This is a genomic window from Pseudomonas sp. BS3767, assembly GCF_900099665.1.
Taxonomy (GTDB): domain Bacteria; phylum Pseudomonadota; class Gammaproteobacteria; order Pseudomonadales; family Pseudomonadaceae; genus Aquipseudomonas; species Aquipseudomonas cerasi.
Map to the genome: position 1 here is coordinate 68250 of NZ_FNCX01000013.1, position 17174 is coordinate 85423.

The 17174-nt window shown below is 58.5% G+C and carries 17 protein-coding genes and 1 pseudogene; 4 read left to right on the forward strand and 14 right to left on the reverse strand.

Annotation, left to right across the window (positions count from 1 at the left end; all coding sequences use genetic code 11):
* Positions 1–31 precede the first annotated feature (31 nt).
* Both BLR16_RS26770 and BLR16_RS26780 read right to left on the reverse strand, forming a co-directional pair.
* Positions 32–844: an energy transducer TonB gene (locus BLR16_RS26770; RefSeq protein WP_161437959.1), complete on the reverse strand. Its 813-nt coding sequence runs from the start codon at positions 842–844 to the stop codon at positions 32–34.
* Between the two features lie 1222 nt (positions 845–2066).
* Positions 2067–3221 (reverse strand): cysteine desulfurase family protein, encoded by a 1155-nt coding sequence (locus tag BLR16_RS26780; RefSeq protein WP_044310391.1) that lies wholly within the window; start codon positions 3219–3221, stop codon positions 2067–2069.
* A 709-nt stretch (positions 3222–3930) separates the two neighbouring features.
* Between BLR16_RS26780 and BLR16_RS26790 the strand changes: the two genes are divergently transcribed.
* The gene (locus BLR16_RS26790; RefSeq protein WP_002555835.1) at positions 3931–4401 is read left to right on the forward strand and encodes an Lrp/AsnC family transcriptional regulator; all 471 of its coding nucleotides are present in this window, start codon (positions 3931–3933) and stop codon (positions 4399–4401) included.
* Between the two features lie 83 nt (positions 4402–4484).
* Entirely contained in the window at positions 4485–4739 is a 255-nt protein-coding gene (locus BLR16_RS26795) for a hypothetical protein (RefSeq protein WP_003367627.1), read from the forward strand.
* Here BLR16_RS26795 and BLR16_RS29025 read toward each other — a convergent pair.
* From BLR16_RS29025 to BLR16_RS26810, 3 genes and pseudogenes are all read right to left on the reverse strand, one after another.
* Positions 4658–4831, reverse strand: a pseudogene (locus tag BLR16_RS29025) (DUF4411 domain-containing protein); the annotation flags it as partial. The gene BLR16_RS26795 and the pseudogene BLR16_RS29025 overlap by 82 nt on opposite strands.
* A 9-nt stretch (positions 4832–4840) precedes the next feature.
* Positions 4841–5515, reverse strand: coding sequence for an HAD family hydrolase (locus BLR16_RS26800; protein WP_003435091.1), 675 nt, complete (start codon positions 5513–5515; stop codon positions 4841–4843).
* A 283-nt stretch (positions 5516–5798) separates the two neighbouring features.
* On the reverse strand, positions 5799–6620 hold the full coding sequence (locus tag BLR16_RS26810) for a helix-turn-helix transcriptional regulator (protein WP_074809236.1): 822 nt from the start codon (positions 6618–6620) through the stop codon (positions 5799–5801).
* A 97-nt stretch (positions 6621–6717) separates the two neighbouring features.
* Between BLR16_RS26810 and BLR16_RS26815 the strand changes: the two genes are divergently transcribed.
* Complete coding sequence (locus BLR16_RS26815) at positions 6718–7596, forward strand: SDR family oxidoreductase (protein WP_074809237.1); 879 nt, start codon at positions 6718–6720, stop codon at positions 7594–7596.
* Between the two features lie 156 nt (positions 7597–7752).
* On the opposite strand, the gene BLR16_RS26820 is transcribed toward BLR16_RS26815, so the two are convergent.
* From BLR16_RS26820 to BLR16_RS26855, 8 genes are all read right to left on the reverse strand, one after another.
* Positions 7753–8052 carry a hypothetical protein gene (locus BLR16_RS26820; protein WP_002555839.1) on the reverse strand — a complete coding sequence of 100 codons (300 nt, stop codon included), beginning with the start codon at positions 8050–8052 and terminating at the stop codon, positions 7753–7755.
* A 159-nt stretch (positions 8053–8211) separates the two neighbouring features.
* On the reverse strand, positions 8212–8577 hold the full coding sequence (locus BLR16_RS26825; protein ID WP_003435103.1) for a histone-like nucleoid-structuring protein, MvaT/MvaU family: 366 nt from the start codon (positions 8575–8577) through the stop codon (positions 8212–8214).
* Between the two features lie 442 nt (positions 8578–9019).
* Entirely contained in the window at positions 9020–10567 is a 1548-nt protein-coding gene (locus tag BLR16_RS29110) for a M10 family metallopeptidase C-terminal domain-containing protein (RefSeq protein ID WP_054082325.1), read from the reverse strand.
* A gap of 172 nt (positions 10568–10739) precedes the next feature.
* Positions 10740–11510, reverse strand: a complete 771-nt coding sequence (locus BLR16_RS26835) for an SDR family NAD(P)-dependent oxidoreductase (RefSeq protein WP_074809239.1) — start codon at positions 11508–11510, stop codon at positions 10740–10742.
* Positions 11511–11568: 58 nt separating this feature from the next.
* The gene (locus BLR16_RS26840; protein ID WP_074809240.1) at positions 11569–12333 is read right to left on the reverse strand and encodes a hypothetical protein; all 765 of its coding nucleotides are present in this window, start codon (positions 12331–12333) and stop codon (positions 11569–11571) included.
* A gap of 157 nt (positions 12334–12490) precedes the next feature.
* On the reverse strand, positions 12491–12826 hold the full coding sequence (locus BLR16_RS26845; RefSeq protein WP_005745763.1) for a hypothetical protein: 336 nt from the start codon (positions 12824–12826) through the stop codon (positions 12491–12493).
* Between the two features lie 196 nt (positions 12827–13022).
* On the reverse strand, positions 13023–14177 hold the full coding sequence (locus tag BLR16_RS26850; RefSeq protein WP_074809244.1) for an epoxide hydrolase family protein: 1155 nt from the start codon (positions 14175–14177) through the stop codon (positions 13023–13025).
* Positions 14174–15094 (reverse strand): NmrA family NAD(P)-binding protein, encoded by a 921-nt coding sequence (locus tag BLR16_RS26855; protein WP_074809279.1) that lies wholly within the window; start codon positions 15092–15094, stop codon positions 14174–14176. Before BLR16_RS26855 ends, BLR16_RS26850 begins: the two co-directional genes overlap by 4 nt.
* A gap of 112 nt (positions 15095–15206) precedes the next feature.
* On the opposite strand from BLR16_RS26855, the gene BLR16_RS26860 reads away from it, so the two are divergent.
* Positions 15207–15833: a TetR/AcrR family transcriptional regulator gene (locus BLR16_RS26860; RefSeq protein ID WP_074809246.1), complete on the forward strand. Its 627-nt coding sequence runs from the start codon at positions 15207–15209 to the stop codon at positions 15831–15833.
* A gap of 236 nt (positions 15834–16069) precedes the next feature.
* Here the strand turns inward: BLR16_RS26860 and BLR16_RS26865 are convergent, their stop codons facing one another.
* Positions 16070–16888, reverse strand: a complete 819-nt coding sequence (locus BLR16_RS26865; RefSeq protein WP_241689287.1) for a PDZ domain-containing protein — start codon at positions 16886–16888, stop codon at positions 16070–16072.
* Positions 16889–17174: the final 286 nt, after the last annotated feature.

Below are 17174 nucleotides of genomic sequence, written 5' to 3' on the forward strand. Positions count from 1 at the left end.
ATAATTGAATAGTCGGTTGTCATGCGCCGGATCATTCCGGCAACTTGAAGTCGATGGTCTGCGTCGCGAAGCCTTCTATCGGCGTGTCACCGCGTTTGGCCGGTATGAACTTCCAGTTGCGCACAGCCTCCACGGCCGCTTCGTCCAGTACCGGTTTGCCGCTGGATTTGGTCACCTCGACAGCGCCAGCGCGGCCGTTTGGCAGCACCTTGATGCGCAGAATCACGCGACCTTCCCAACTGCGTCGCAAGGCCAGCCCCGGGTATTCCGGCGGCGGGTTGCCCAGACTGGCGAGCCCGGATACCGCAGCGCTTTCCTTGACCGGAGCCGGTGGCGCAGCAGGTGCCGGCGGCGCGGGCGCAGGTGTTGGCGGCGCGGGCGGGCTGGGTGCGGCGGCAGGCGTTGGCGCAGGCGGCGTCGGCTTTTTCACCGGCTCGACTTTCTTGACCGGCTTGGGCTTCTCGACCTTGGGCTTTTCCACCGGTTTGGGCGGCGGTTCGACCGCGTCCGGATCCTCGACCGGTTGTTCCGGTTCGGGGGGAGGCGGTGGAGGCGGCGGCGGCGGAGGTGGTGGTGGCTCGGGCGGCGGCGGTTCCGGTGCGGGTGGCGTAGGGCTGGTCAGTTCAATGGTCATTTCCGGAACTTGTGGTGCAACTTCCGGGACGTCTGGCTGGGCAGTTTGTATGTACCACCAGATCACACCATGAATAAGGACCGACGCAGCAATCAACACCATTACTTGCGGCTTGTTAAGGCCGCCAGGACGCGACGTATTGGCGCTGAAAGGAATACCCTGCCACGCCGTCGAAGTGTCATCGGGCGAGGGAGAGGGAACCGCTTTCATTATTACCGCATCATTCATTAACGCTCCCTCGGGTAGTTAAAGGGCAATAAGATTCCGCTCGAACAACGGGTAACTGTTCGATTGATGAAGACCTGCATATTGTGAATAGGCAGGGCAACGCGGTGGGTGCGCACACGGCGAACTCAAACGGTTAAAGGACGTCTTGAATCAGGGCACTGACATTGCAGATCCTTGCTTGCTTATCGTCATGTACGGGGACGTACAGCGATGTTCCTGAATGCTTACATTGCAACCGCTGTGCCAGAAAGCCCTCGCTGGAACCGCTGATGCAGAGCGGGTGTCGCATTCGTATAACTATTTATCGATTCCCGATTTCGTTGACTTCAAAGCGGCAGATATGAATAAGACCTTGAACAAAAAAACAGGCAAACAATGACCCTCTGCTTGAGCAGACGCGTTCGAAAATCATGACCTGCAAGTCACTTTTTTAAATGCACCAATACTGTGTCACGAGGACCACGTTGGTGCGTTAGTTGATCAGCGCCTCATAAAAACAATACTCCGTGTGGGTACGGCGGTTGTGTGGACAGTTGCGGTTATTGAAATAAACGCCACCCTTTTAGATGGTGGCAAAATGAAACCACTCAAAATAAAGTGTCGGACACTCTTTATAGGTCGACCGTCTTTTAATTAAAAACAACCCCGTGTGTACTTAATGACGCGCACAGGCGTGCAAGGCGCTGATTCATCATCAGAACATTCAAGGCACACGCGAAATGTCTTAAGTCCAGACGTGCAGGGCGGTCGAATAACAGCGCGCAGATCGGGACAAGGTTGAAGCGGCCGTGCCGGCATCGCTTGAGGCAGGTGATGCCCAAGGTGTGAATTGCCAGCGTAACGGTGGTCTGACGCAAGACTGATAGGGCACAGCTAGATTCCTTTCCTGGCGGGCAGCGAGACTTGTGGTCTGCTCCCCTGCACTGTTTGTGGACGCTCTGACGTCCGTGAACTGCACTTTGGTGCGTGTAGGCACCCCATGAATGCAGCGTGCACCATTGGTTTATGGCACGACCGTTCCACTTGAAAGATCTGTGCCAATTTGTGTCTTTTTGTATCTGGAGGGGTACATTTTCATCTGAAGACGAGTTTTTGCGGCTGCAAGGCGCAGTCATAGACCCTGGCGGGTATCAACTCGGCAGAGTGGCGCGGGTGCGCCGGGAGAGAGCCGCCCGGGATTAGGGCGGCCAGTAGGCATGGTGAATTACCAGAACGCAGCAGGTGCGCTGAGCGCCTTGCTGAACACCTCGATGGCCCGCTCGACATCTGCCTGCGTGGTATAGCGGCCAAGGCTGACACGCACGCTGGCCAGGGCCTTGGCGGAGTCCATGCCCAGAGCGAGCAGCACATGCGAGGGGGCATTGCTGGCCGAGTTGCACGCGGACGTCGAGGACAACGCCAGGCTGTGGGATAGCTGCGAGCTGGTGAAGCCACTGCGGGTGATGCACAGGTTCAGGGTGTGCGGAATGCGTTGTTGCGGACAGCCATTGAGCTGCACATCCGGCAAGCTCAGCAGGCCTTCGCGCAGGTGACGACTCAGCTCTTCGATACGACGGTTTTCAGCGTCGGCCTGGCTGATCGCCAACGCAAAGGCTGTACCCATGCCGACGATCTGATGGGTGGCCAAGGTGCCCGAACGAAAGCCGCCTTCATGTCCGCCGCCGTGGATCTGCGCTTTCAGCAACGAATGCGCGCGTGGGCCCACGTACAGCGCGCCAATACCCTTGGGGCCGTAGGCCTTGTGTGCCGAGAACGACATCAGGTCGACGGCCAGACTCGCCAGATCGACCTTCACCTTGCCGACGCCCTGCGCAGCGTCCACATGAAACAGCGCGCCGTGCTCGCGTACCAAGGCGCCAATGCTGGCGATATCGGTCAGCGTACCCAACTCGTTATTCACCAGCATCAGCGATACCAGCAGCGTGTCTTCGCGCAATGCAGCCTGTACGGCGTGAGGCTGGATCAGGCCCTGAGCGTCCGGCCTCAGCCAAGTGACGGGAAAGCCCTGGCGCTCCAGTGTGCTGACGGTGTCGAGCACGGCCTTGTGTTCCAGCACGCTGGTGATGATGTGACGGCGCTGCGCGCTGGCATCATGGGCGATGCCCTTGATCGCCAGGTTGTTGGACTCGGTTGCGCCGGAGGTCCAGACAATGGTGTCGACAGGCGCACCCACCGCATCGGCCACCTGCGCGCGTGCCTGTTCAACGGCCTGCCGCGCCACCTGCCCATAACCGTGCCCGCTGGATGCCGGATTACCGAAATGACCTTCGCGCCCCATGCAGGCAACCATAGCTTCGATGACCTGTTCATCAACAGGCGTGGTGGCGGCGTAATCCAGATAGAGCGCAGAAGTGGTCATGGGCAATTCGCTTTGTAATCGAGTCAAAATCAAGGGCTGGCATTACCAGACCGACTGCTTGAAAGATTACTGATCCGCAGGCGAAAATTTTTTGACATTTACACGGATACGAGCAGCCAAAGCGAAAAAATATTCGCTTACGCTTGGATTTTTACGATTAAAAATTCTAGGATGCTGCTTCAGGCGCAGAATCGCAGCCAGACACCCATCGTTCCTCACGCTCCACGTGGGAATGCAGTTCTGGACGCTCCGCGTCCAATCCGAGGATGCAAGGGGCTGCACCGTTGGGTGACGCAGAGCGTCACGAAATGCATGCCAACGCGGAGCATTGGCACGATAGTCATGCTGCGTGAGGCGCAGATCGTAGCCAGACACCATCGTTCCTCACGCTCCGCGTGGGAATGCAGTTCTGGACGCTCCGCGTCCAATCCGAGGATGCAAGGGGCTGTACCGTTGGGTGACGCAGAGCGTCACGAAATGCATGCCAACGCGGAGCATTGGCACGATAGTCATGCTGCGTGAGGCGCAGATCGTAGCCAGACACCATCGTTCCTCACGCTCCGCGTGGGAATGCAGTTCTGGACGCTCCGCGTCCACTCCGGGAACTCAAGGGGCCGCACCGTTGGGTGACGCAGAGCGTCACGACAGGCATTCCCACGCGGAGCGTGAGGAACGATCAGTGTAAAGCGACTAACGCAGGAAACCGCTAATGGACAAATTCGACCGGGCAATCCTCGACATCCTGCAAACCGACTGCACCCGTTCGGTGGCGGACATCGCCGAACGTATCGGCCTGGGCAGTACCGCGTGCTGGCGACGTATCCAGAAGCTGGAAGAGGCCGGCATCATCGACCGCCGGGTCGCGCTGCTCAATCCGCAACGGCTGAACGTCTCAGTCAGCGTCTTCGCCGCCATCCGCACCAACCAGCACAACGCCGCCTGGCTCGAACAGTTTCACGCCGCCGTCGGCGAGCTGCCTGAAGTAGTCGAGTGCTACCGCATGGCAGGCGACACCGACTACATGCTGCGCATCGTCGTAGCCGACATCGCAGGGTACGACGCGGTGTACAAACAACTGATCAGCATCCCCGGGATCAGCGACGTAAGCTCCAGCTTCGCCATGGAGCAGATCAAATTCACCACCGGCCTGCCCTTGCAATACGCATCGTTTGGCGGCTGAGCACCGCCACGCTCATCGATTGAATCGAACCCTCAGCCCGATGCCACGTCCACTTTCTTTGGCAAACGAAAAAGGTGGCTGACATGACAACCGATCACATACTCACAAACAGCGTGCCCAAAGAAGACCCCGCCAGCCCGCAACTCGGCCAGTACGACCGTGAAGCAGACCCGGTCCTCGCCATGAATGCGAACAGACCCGGTGTCGGCTCGGAACGCGGCGACGAGGTCAAGAAACGCACGGAAGGCGACGAGGCTTACGAAGATGACGAGCCGGAAGTGTATTCGGATGACCCGGATATCGTTGCGGATGAGGGTGGTGGTGTTTCGCCGGGCTGAGGGAGCACAAATATGGCGCTAAGGTGATGTAACAGCTCAAACGTGTTCATATAAGGGACGTTGAGCTGTTCACAGAGGTTGGGGATGATGAATACGCCGACTCAAGGCCGAGAAGCAATCTCGTCCAGATGATTCAGCAGATCCAGCGGGTCCTCATAAACCCTTAACGCGCCAGCACGCTCAAGCTCGCCTATGTCATAGCCACCCGACAGCAGACCGACGCCGGTTGCCTTGCAGCGACGTGCCGCCAGCATGTCCCAGATCGCGTCCCCTATCACCAGACACTCGTCAATCGGAGCGTTTATCTTCTTTGCAGCCGCCAGAAACAGGTCGGGGTCAGGCTTGCCATAGCTCACGTCATCGCGCGTAACGATGTTGATCTTTTTGATGTCCAGTTTCAGCGCTTTCAGGTTGATCGTCGCCGTATCGATCCCGCCGCTGGTGGCGATGCACCACTTGAGGTTTTCCTTGTCGAGCGTCTCCAGCAACTCGACGGCGCCGGGCAATGCGATGATCTGTCCTTGCAGCCGCTCGTAAGCCTGAGCATGTTTCTCGCTGAGCCGTTCGGCTTGTTCTTCGCTGATGTTCAAGCCGGTTTCACGCGACAGTGATTTCAACATCAGTCCGCCGCTCATGCCGATCTTGCGGTGAATACGCCACATCGCAAGCGGGATTTCTTCTGCGTCCAGTGCTTCTTTCCAGGCGGCAACGTTTTGATAAACGCTGTCGGTCAGCGTGCCGTCCAGGTCGAAGATGAAGGAGGTTTGGGGTCTCATAGGGTTACTCTTTTTGAATGCGGATTGACCATCTGGCGAGGTTCGGGGCGTTGTGGTCGACACCTGTTCGGCGGTGTCGGAATGCGGCGATCATGAATGAAGCGAGGGCTGTACCGGGGCTTCGAATACGGCATTGCCAGATGGAGGGAAAGGGCTGGTTTTTTTTGGTCACACACTTTCGAGTACGTGATGGAATGGCGGTTCGATCTTTCGGGCGGGAGGGCGACCTGGTAGCAGAAAAGCCTGATGGCTTTCCAGTCGGTTTGAAGACTCTCCAGCCGCGTTAACGCTGTACGTAACCCTCCACCAGCGCCTGAACCCGCGCTGCGTCCTCATGGGTAACCGGGTTATAAACAATCATCGACAGATCCGGCCGGCCATCCACTGCGAAACCCGAATACTCCAGCTCAATCAGCCCATGAACCGGATGCCTCAGGCGCTTGGTACCTTCGCCCTGTAAACGCACATCGTTGTCGCGCCACAACGCAGCGAAATCAGCGCTGAGGGTGCAGAGTTCGTCAGCGAGTTCATGGAGTTCCGAGGCGGCTCCGGCACGGGTCGCGTCGGCCCTGAATGCGGCGACTATGAAGCGCGCGACGGCCTGCCAATCGTCCTGCTTTGCACGCGTGCCAGCATTGCAAAACATCAGGCGCAGGATGTTGCGCTGCTCTACGGGCAGCAGGCTGTAGTCAGTAAATACGGCGGCAGCAGCGTTGTTCCAGGCCAGAACATCCCAAGTGGCGGTCTTGATAAAAGCCGGGCTGAACGCGAGCGTATCCAGAATACGCTGCAAGCGTGGCGATACGCCCTCGGGTGCGCTGTAGACCACTTCGGGCAGATGACCAAAAGCGAGCATGAACAAGTGTTGCCGCTCCGGCTCGGTCATCAGGAGACTTTGCGCGATCCGGTCCAGAACCTGAGCCGACGGCGCGCCACCGCGACCTTGTTCCAGCCACGTGTACCACGTTGCGCTGATATTGGCGCGCTGGGCAACTTCTTCTCGACGCAAGCCTGGCGTGCGTCGACGCGTAGTAGAAAGCCCCAGACTCGCGGGGTCCAGACGCGCCCGACAGTCCTTCAAATACGTTCCCAGCGGGTTGGCCATGATGATCCTGTTGGTTTTTATACCCTGATAACGTCACGTCTTTTACGGGATAAACGTTACGCGCACTCTGCCGACTTCAGCAAAGAGAGATTTGACTATGCGCATATTTATAACCGGCGCCACAGGCTTTATTGGCACTCACGTCACTTGGGAACTGATCAACGCAGGCCATCAGGTAGTGGGGCTGACACGTTCGGAAGCCGGGGATCGAGCTCTACTTGCCATGGGAGCCGATCCGCATCGCGGTGATATCGAAGACCTGTCCAGCCTTCAGCGTGGCGTGGAGAAGTGCGACGCGGTGATTCACACGGCGTTTGATCACAACTTCGCGCACTTCGTCGCCAACTGCCAGCACGACGCTCGCGTTATCGACGCATTGGGTTCTGCCCTGGCAGGCTCTGCGCGCCCGCTGGTGATCACCTCCAGCACGGCGATGGGCTCTTCAGCACCCGGGCAGGCCGCAGACGAGGACCACTTCGACCCAGCCCATCCCAACCCTCGCGTCGCATCGGAACTCGCCGGGCAGGCGCTGTTGCAACGTGGCGTCAACATAGTCGTCATGCGCCTCTCGCAAATTCATAACCCGGTCAAACAGGGCTTGGTCAGCGAAGTCATCAAACAGGCCAAGGAGAAAGGCTGCTCGGCCTATATCGACCAAGGTCTTAATCAGTGGTCCGCAGCGCACCTTGAAGACACGGCGCGCCTGTATCGCCTCGCTCTGGAGAAACATCAGCCGGGGGCTCGTTATCACGCGACTGCCGAATCAGGCATCACCTTCCGCCTGATTGCCGAAACCATCGGAGAACACCTCGGCCTGCCCACATTGGCCTTGCCCGCCTATGAAGCTGCCGCACACTTTGGCTGGCTGTCGACATTTGTGGCCAAGGACATGAGCAGCCTGAGCCACAAGACACGCAAACGCTTGGACTGGCAGCCCAAGGGGCCAGGTTTGATTGAGGATTTGGAAGGTGTTTGAAGGGGTAGTGTCTGCAGGCGGAACAACTCTGCAATTGCAGATGATCATCGTGCCAATGCTCTGCGTTGGCATGCAGTTCGTGACGCTCTGCGTCACACATCTACAGTCTGGCAACGCAGCCCAAGGACCCTACAGAATCGCGTGTAATCAGCGTGATTACTGGTGAGTATCCGCATTCTCAGCGGGATAAAACTCACCCTTGCTGCCCATCCTTTCCAGCCGCTCACGAACGAGCGCCTCGACGCTGGCCACTGCAGCCCGGTCGTCAGGGTTGACCAGTTGCAAGTGCAGGCGACTATTGTTCTGATCGTGGGTACCCTCGCTGAGCATGTCGTGTGTGACGACTTGTTCGCCACGCCACAGACATAGCTGAGTATGGGTATCACCAAGCCATATCTCTTTAACTGATCTGAGGTCAGTTTTAGCCAGTTGGTCCACGGTGATCGTCTTTTCCATTGCCTTGTCCATTGTGCTGTACCTTTTCAGTGAGCCGATACAGGTCTGACGAATAGCCGCCGCGGATCGTTCCCGGCGTCGGCTATTCCACCGCGCCAACGGTAATGAGTCGACGCAAGGATCAAGATCGATCAATCGGTAGTTGCACGCGGCAAAGCTTTATTTCTTCAGCCAGCCCTCAACAACATCGGCACCATGCTCCGCTTTCCACTCCTTCAAGACCTTGTGATTTCCACCCTTGGTCTCGATCACTTCACCGGTTTTCGGATGTTTATAAACCTTGAGTTCGCGCGGCTTACGCTTGCCCGCAGGCTTTTCAGCGGTCTGTCCGCGAGCCGAGGTCTGTGGGTCCAGCAGATTGATGATGTGCTTCAGGCTGAAGCCATAGTGCTCAAGCAGCTTGCGCAGCTTGGTTTCGAACTCGATTTCCTTCTTGAGCCCTTGGTCGCCCTTCATCGTCTCCAGTGCCTGGAGTTGCTCGGCGAGGTGCTTTTCCAGCTGGCGGTATTCTGCGAGTTTGGACATGGTGTTTTCCTTATAAACAGGTGTGCGTAGTTATTGAGAGAGATAGCGCCCGTTACAAGTTCAGCCTATTTTCTGCAGGTTGGTTGGCTTTCAATACGTGGGAGTAACACCATAAGCCGGATTGCCCGAGCTTCCGGTTATTTTCAAAAATGCGGTTTTTCGCGCACAGAATTAACAGCGGTTTTTGCCCATCTGTTCTGCAAGCCAGTGGAAAGTTTTGATTGGTCTATTTCCTGACGCAATAAAACGGCGACTCCATCTATTGAATGCGCGCCAGCGAAAAGCAAGAGCGGAAGGCGAGCGCTTTGACAGCGAACCAAGCCTGGTCGCGTTGAAAATGCAGGAGCAGTGAGCATCAATACCGCTCACTGTTCCTGCCTTGTAGGCGTCCAGGCAACTAAATGTGGGAAGGGGAGCCCACACGCTAGCTGTTCAGGTGATATCAGCTCGCGAGGTCGACGGCGGTTTGACCCACGAGCGTCACGTCTGCCGTATCGGCAACCACCAGGTCGGCGTTGGTGAGCTCTCGCGTGTAGTCGAACCCTGCTAGCGTGACCTGGAACGCATGCCCATCGGCGCCTGGCTCGCTACTGCGCAGGTAGGTACGGTCGGTGTTTTCATCGTAGGTCATGCTCAAGGTGCCGTCGCGGCCGTTGCCAAAACCGGTCACGCCGAGCGCAGCGACGTCGAGCTTGTCCTGGCCCCAGATGAAATCAGTGATCAGGTCGCTGCTGCCCGCATGGCTGTCGGCGCTGCTAGTGAACACGAAACGGTCGTTGCCTGTGCCGCCGGTGAGCTTGTCCGCGCCCACCCCACCGGTCAGCACATCGTCACCGGCGTTACCCTCGAGGGTGTCGTTTCCGGCACCGCCGACGAGGGTATCGTTGCCCCAGTAACCATAAAGGGTGTCGGACTTGTCACCGCCTACCAGACTCACCGAGGTGATCGGCTGCGGAGTGGTCACAACCGTCGCATCACTGGGCGGGGCGAACAGCACAGTGCTGGCGTTGAGCTCATTGACATGGTTGCCACTGAGCAGAATTTCAAAGCGGTTACCGTTGGCATCGGCCTCTAATGATTTAAGCGCGGTGGCATCGCCGGCCAGGTTGAGGACCACCTTCAGCGTACCGTTGTAGCCGTTACCCAGCCCGGTGAAGCCCAAGGCGGACACGTCGATCATGTCATGGCCGTTGCCACTGAAGTCGGTGATCAGGTCGCGGCTGCTGTAGCTGCCACTGGCATCGTTGCGGTAACTGTCGCTGAGCCGGGTATACACGAAGCTGTCGGCACCCGCGCCGCCGCTCAGAGTGTCGCCGCCGGTGCCGCCGAACAGCCGATCATTGCCCGCACCCGCTTCGACGTTGTCGCGGCCAGCGCCGGCCCTCAGGGATTCGCTGGCGTCTGTGCCTTCGAGCAGATCGTTGTGCGAAGTGCCGTTGATCAGCGGCTGGAAGTTGGCATCGGTAACAAGGCCGCTACTGGCCAGGAACTGCACGGCAAAATGTTTACCATTACCGTCTCGCTCGTAGCTTTCCAAAAAGTAAATGCCGCGCAGAGGCTCGCTACGGATGTGCAAGGTATCGCCATAGCCATCGCCTAAATGGCTATAGCCCAAGGCCGACACGTCGAGGGTATCGTGGGCGGGGTCAAAATGGCTGATGGAATCGGTGTGCTCGCCTCCGCCATTGATATAGCTGTCGCCGATGCGGTCGAAGCGGAATACATCATTACCGGCGCCGCCGTCCATACCGTCGTATCCGGCACTGGAGACCATCACATCGTTGCCACCCCCGCTGACTAGCTGGTCGTTGCCGCCCCCACCCATCAGCAGTTCATTGGCCAGCCCACCACGTATGTAGTCGTTGCCAGGAGTGCCCTGCACGATGAGTTCAATCGGGTTATTGCTGACCTGGCTACTGGCGCTTTTGACCTGCAAATTCCCAAGCGCCGTAGGATTGGTGGCGTCCTTGATGTTGAATACCTGGGTCATGCCGTGCTCCTTACTTGCAGTTGGTCCACTGGGGTGGGGTATGACGCCAGTAATGCCGTCTCGTTGATAGCAATGGGCCTTATCCGACGAAGGGGTAGCGGCGGGGGCTTTCCGACCAAAACAGCCCGTTAGTGAGGACGGATAGCGACCTCATTCTCACAAGTGAAACAAGTCACCAAACAATAGGCTTGTCGTCCCAGGCCCAGAAGGTCCCGCTATCGGCCGATCCATGTGCGCCTACCACCTCAATGATGCGATCCGCCGAGAACGCCGGTTCGAACAGTTGGCCTTCGGGCACGTTCGCCTGGAATGGCTGAGACAGCTCCGTGTCAGTCGTGCCTGGGTGTATTGCCAGGACGGTAGAGGCCGGGTTAAGGCGTTTCAATTCGATACTGGCCGTGTGCAGCAACTGGTTGAGCGCCGCTTTGCTGGCTCTGTAGCTGTACCAGCCACCCAATCGGTTATCGCCAATAGAGCCAACCCTCGCGGAGAGCGCCACGAAGGTAGAAGGTTGTTTGCGCAATAACGGGAGCAGGTGTTTGAGCAGCAGGATCGGTGCAAAGGTGTTGGTCGCGAAACTCGCTTGCAGGCTCGCGAGTGTCAGTTGTGCCAGGCCCTTTTCTGCTTTTGCGCCGTCCTGATGAAGGATGCCTAGCGTACTGATGACGAGGTGCAGATGCTCGCATCCATCAAGCGTCTCGCTCACGAGCGCTTCGAGGGATTGTTCATTGCGCGCGTCGCAGTCGACGCGTTTGATGCGTTGGCCATATTGCTCTGCAAGCGTTGCCAGCTCTGTGGAAGTGCTGGCTTTGCGCGCGACCGCCCATACCTGCGCCACATCATCGCGAGCAAGCAACGCCGCGCACAGTGCCAAGCCAATTCCTCGGCTGGCCCCGCATATCAGCACGTTGGCCTCGCTGCTCAGTTCGGGTATCAAACTCATAAGGCACCTTGAGGAGCATGGTTGAAGTGTTTTTGACTTCTGTGGGGCAACTATAGCCCTAACGCCTCGCCAACAACCGCGCCAACCCAGCCGTCACCACGACCGCCAGCAAAACGGCAGTTGCGATAGACAGAAGCGCACCCCATTGCACTATGGAGTACCTGAGGGTCAGGTAGAAACTCACCACCCCAACGGCGCCAATAGCATTGCCGCGGATTATCGCCGCCAGTTCATAACGCCCGCCTTGCACGTGGACGAACACTGCAAGCGGCCAGGCGATCACCGGGATCGGCGCCAGCAGCCCACTGATCACCGGCCCGAGCCAGGTAGCGCTTGCGGTAATCGCCAGCAGCAGAAGGGTGGCCGTCAGCATTCGCATCGGGATGACCCAGCGCGGCAGCGCCACGTATGACGCTACGTCCGGCGGTGTCTGTTTCGAGGTGGCAACGACGATCAGCGCAACCATCAGCAGCGTGACAATGATCGACAGCGCCAGTAAGCCCGACAGGTTCACCACAAAGGCCGTCGCGCCATACACCGCGAGCGCCAGGATGCATCCCGTCAACGCTGAAACGCGTCGAGTGACCAGAAAATAAAACAGGTAAGTCGCCTGAATCGCCGCCAGCCCGGCCAGTGCGCCGGGCACCGCCATCGAGGCGAACTGGGTGCCTTGCTCAAGGCTGAGAAACAGCATGACCAGCGCCGAGGTCATCGGCAGGCCGGAAAGCAGCCCTGCCACGCCGGTACCCCAGCGCTTTGCCGCCAATGAAATAGCCAGCATCAGCGCGGGGGTGATGAGTAACTTGAGGTAGAAGGCCGTCATGCAGAAAACTTCACATCCGAAAGTGGGCTGAATGCTAAACCTTTTGGCGGTGGGTAACGATGCATGTCAGCGCTTACTCCATCGCTCGACAGCGCATCCGCCAATCGCCAGAAACAGAAAAGCCCGGCGAACCGGGCTTTCTGAAAACGGGCAGTGCTTATTTAGCGGTTTTCAGCTTGATCACGTCACCAGAAACCGTAGTGGTGTAGCCGTTCAGAACCCAGGCCCAGAACCACTTCTCCTGCACTTGGGTATTGATCAGCGCATCGCCACCCTTGGCCTGAATGGCGCTGTTCTGCGCACGAACGAAACGGTCGTTCTGACGAATCGGGATCAGACCGAACAGCATCAGGCCGGTGGCGCTTGCTTCACTGTGACCTACGACGGTGTATTGGCTGCTGTCGTATTGCGGCGTTTTCATAGGGGTGCCGGTGCAACCCGCCAGAACCAGACCACATACTGCTGCGGCTACGACTTTGCTAAATGACTTCAAGGTGAAACTCCATGGGAAAACCCGGATCCACGTCTCGGGCGGCGGTACTTTACTCGCAGGGTTCATGCTTGAGGTAATTTTTTGAAATTGCCTCACAGCGCGCTCACGACCGAGCATCCGCCAACTCCGAGAGTGACTGTTTCCGGTTGTAGCGGGGCGCTCCACCTCCAAGATATTCAGCACGCCTGCAAAAGTATTAACGCAGCAGGCGGAAGGTCTCACGCACATGCTCGGTGAGCGTTTTCGGGTTTTCCATGGCCGCGAAGTGGCCGCCGTGCTCGGCTTCCGCGAAGAACCGCAGGTCGTCGAAACGCGCCTGCGCCCAGCGCCGTGACAGGCGCAGCAGCTCGCCCGGGAACATGCTTACGCCGGCAGGGATCGGCATCGCGGGGGCAGGGCCTTGCTGTTGCATTTCGCGCATACCTTCCCAATAGAAACGCACCGAGCTGGGGCCGGCATTGGGCAGCCAGTACAGCATGATGTCGTCGATCAGCGCATCGAGCTCGATTACCCGCTCAGGCTCGCCGCCGCTGTCGGAGGCATCCTGAAACAGTGCATACACCCACGCCGCCAGGCCAACGGGCGAATCCGACAGGGCGAAGCCCACTGACTGCGGCCGTGTGCTGTGCACTTTCATATAGCCGGAAAGCTCTCGGTCGTAGCGCAGCGCGTCGGCCAACATGCGCTGTTCTTCAGGCGTGGCCTGGGCGATTTCCGCCTCGGTGGGTTGGTACATGACCATGTTCAGGTGAATGCCGATCAGGCCAGGCGGGCGCATGTGCCCAAGGGCGGTGGTCACGGCCGCGCCCCAATCCCCACCCTGAGCGGCCCAGCGCTGGCCATAGCCCAAACGGTCCATCAACTGTGCCCAGGCCGCCGCCGTTTTGCCCACGCCCCAGCCTGTAGAACGCGGCTTATCACTGAAACCAAAGCCCGGTAGCGCCGGGATCACCAAATGGAACGCATCGCTGGCCTGCCCACCGTGGGCGACGGGGTCGGTGAGTGGCCCGATCATCTTCCTGAACTCAAGAATCGAGCCCGGCCAACCGTGGGTCATCAGCAAGGGCAAGGCGTCAGGATGAGGCGAGCGGATGTGCAGAAAGTGAATACCAAGGCCGTCGATCTCGACTCGGCTACTGTTCCACTGGTTGAGTTGGGCTTCGGTGGACCGCCAGTCATAGCCATTACGCCAGCGCTCGACCAGCGCGCCCAGACGCTCAAGCCGTGGTCCCTGGCTGTTGTCGGACACGGTTTCGGGATCAGGCCAGCGGGTTTGCGCAAGGCGCTGAGCCAGATCGTCGAGTTGCGCCTGGGGGACTTGAAGAGGAAAAGGCTCGATAAGGTAGGTCATTGGTTGCTCCCTTGCACATGGGTACGGGCCAGCGTGTCACGCACGGATGCCCATTCACGTTGGCCATAGCGGTCGTTATCCAGATTGAGCAGCTTGCCGCGCCCGCTCATCATATCGCGCAGGTATTGCATGCCCTGCCAAGCCGGGAACGGCTTGTCACTGGCCGGCGTGAGCGCGCGCACCACGCCGATGAGGGTGGACAGCGTGCCGATATTGCCGGGGCGCAGGGTGCGGTAACGCTGCCCGGTCAGCTCGGTGAGGAGACTGGCGATCTGCGCAGGCGACAGACTGTTACCGGCAATGCGCAGAAAGCGCGGCGTGTGGGAATCCAGCGCGGCATCGGCGGTGAAAGCGGCTACGTCGTCCTTGGCCGTGAAGTCCAGCGGCTGTTGTGCATCACCGAAATGCAGCACCCGCCGTCCGGGCAGCACGATAGGTGCGTCGCCTTCGAGCAGCTCCAGAAAGCCACCGTTGAGGATCGAGGTCACGTTGATGTCGGCCGCATCGAGCTGGGTGACGAAGCGTCGGCGAAGGTCCAGGTTGCGGTTATCGCCAGGCCGGGTACGGGTGTAGTCGAGCGAATAATCCGAGGGAATGAACCTGGGCACGCCAGCCGCCACGGCAGCCTCCAACAGCCTGCCCTGCTGCTCGATAATCACCTCTTCCAAGCCGTTGAGCGTAGACACCACACAACCCGAGCCGGCAATAGCACGGCGCAGGCCCTGAGCGTCATCCAGTGAAACAGGCGTGATCGTCGTGGTGCTGTTGCGCAGGCCATTCAGCCGGGCTGGTTCAGTGCCCGGCCGAACCAGCGCTATGACATGGGCACCGCGCTCTGCCAAGGCCCGCACGACGCGGTGGCCCAGATCTCCCGTAGCGCCAGCAACCACAATGGGTAAAGCAGTCACGTCATTCACAAGCGCTTCCTTGGTCGTTATGAATAGGTAGAAACGGCGTTCACCTGCTTCCATTTAACTGAACGTTACCGTTTAGTTGACGAACAAACAAGCGGGCTGTAAGTTTCCGGCCATGACAGCGATCAAGACCAAATCCAAAGGTGGCAGGCCCAGGCAAGACCAGGCGGGCGAGGCCGAGCGTCGATTGCTGGATGCCGCCCTGCAGCGCTTTCTGGCCTGCGGTTTCGAAGGTACCTCATGCGAAGACATCGCCCGCGCCGCAGGTGCAAGCAAAGCCACCCTCTATGCCCGTTACGCCAACAAGGAAGCGCTGTTCGAAGCCGTGGTGCGACGCCACGTAGCGACCTTGCTGGGGCCCGCCGAAACAACTCCCGCGCTCCCACTCGAAGGCCGCCTGCGGCACGTGGGCCACGGCATCCTCGAACATGCATTGCAAGCCGATACCTTGGCCATGATGCGCCTGGTGATCGCCACCTCTAACCGCACCCCGCTGCTGGCGGCTGAGGTCAACCGCATCGGGTGGGAAGGCGGTTTCATCAGAGTACGTTCGGCGATATTGGCAGGCTCGGACCAGCCCACCGACCCTGACGCACTGGCCCGTCAATTCATTGATCTGGTGTTCGCTCCCCATCAGCTTAGAGCGCTGTTGGGGGAGGATCGGGGGGAGTTGATTCAGGGTATTCCGGAGCGGGTGGAATGGGGGGTGAGGATGGTTGGAGGTGCTGGGTTGTTGGGGTGAGGGGGTTGGGTTTTACCAGCTTGTGAGGCAATGGGCCTAGGCTGTGAAGCCCTCGTGGGGGCTTTGACTCAGGAGGCCTGCCACTGGCCATTACTAATAGCTTGCCCAGGCGTCGTTTGAACTGGACTGTCAGAGGCCCGTTTTATAAGGGCTCTGCTGACTGCATCTCAGTTAGGCATACACATGGGCATACACGGCCCAGCTCGCTATGGTTAGCAGCTGGTCATTTGGATGATTCATTTTCCTACCTGTATGGTCTTCGATAAGGGGGTGCCATTTCGAATCAAAGCGAGTCTGACGGCTTGCCCCCTCCGAGCGGCGATCATTTTGGTAAAGCCCTCTTCATTCGAGATTTTCTCACCATCAATCGCCACGAGCATATCGCCAAGCAAGACATCTGCTTTGTAAGCAGGACTATCATCGACGATGGTCCGGACCACGACTCCTTGGTTTGTCTGCAGCAGTTGCCTTTCTAAGTCGTTCAGGTTGCGCACAAACGCCCCAAGGCGAAATCTCCCCTTCACAAAGTAAACCGCTCCATAGTCGGATCGGTTTACCGTAATTGGTACATAAGTGGTGGTGCTCCCGTAAGTGGTAGTCGTGGCATTTCCGTAAGCAGTGACCGGGCCACCAGGACCATAGGCGTTGGCGCTTCCTGAGGTGAAGGAAGTGCTGGTGGTGGGAGTCGTGATCGGCATGCTTGAGGTAATGGAACCGGTATATTTCGGTAGATAGACCAGAACCAAATCTGCTCCTACCGCCTTGCCTTGCTCCAATGCGTCCTCTTCAGAAACTCTTTCTCCGCTGTTGAAGTGCGACTCGCCAATGATCACGTATCCCCGTTTCGTGTACCTGTCGACGATTTGATCGGCATCTCCGAATGCTGACCTTTCGACAAGGGGCGTCGCAGGAGGCGTCGAAGCTCGATTTGCGGAGATCTCCTCAGGCGTTGCGCCGGAACTCGGGGTATAAAACTTTTTGTAGCCACTGGCGCATCCAGTCATGACAAGCGACGCGATTATTGCCAACAGAGCGTGCATAGATAGCTTTCTCATACGAACCGGTCCTTGCCCCAATGACGCCATTGTCTTTCTCCAGTATGGCGGAATGCCGCTACTTGATACAGCTTAGCCCGTATGCAGCGCGTGGCCGCTGGCCGTGGAAGCGGTGAGGCTGTTGGCAGTTACTGAATCGGATTAGTCGCGGAAGGAATGAGAAGTCAGTTCACCAGCCGATGAGTGAGTTCACCGAGTTCACCAGTTCACTAAGCTGCGGAAGCGTCAGCTACTCAAGACGCGCGGGTTCCCTGCCCCGTATGCAGCGGAAGTCCTCAGGGTCCCC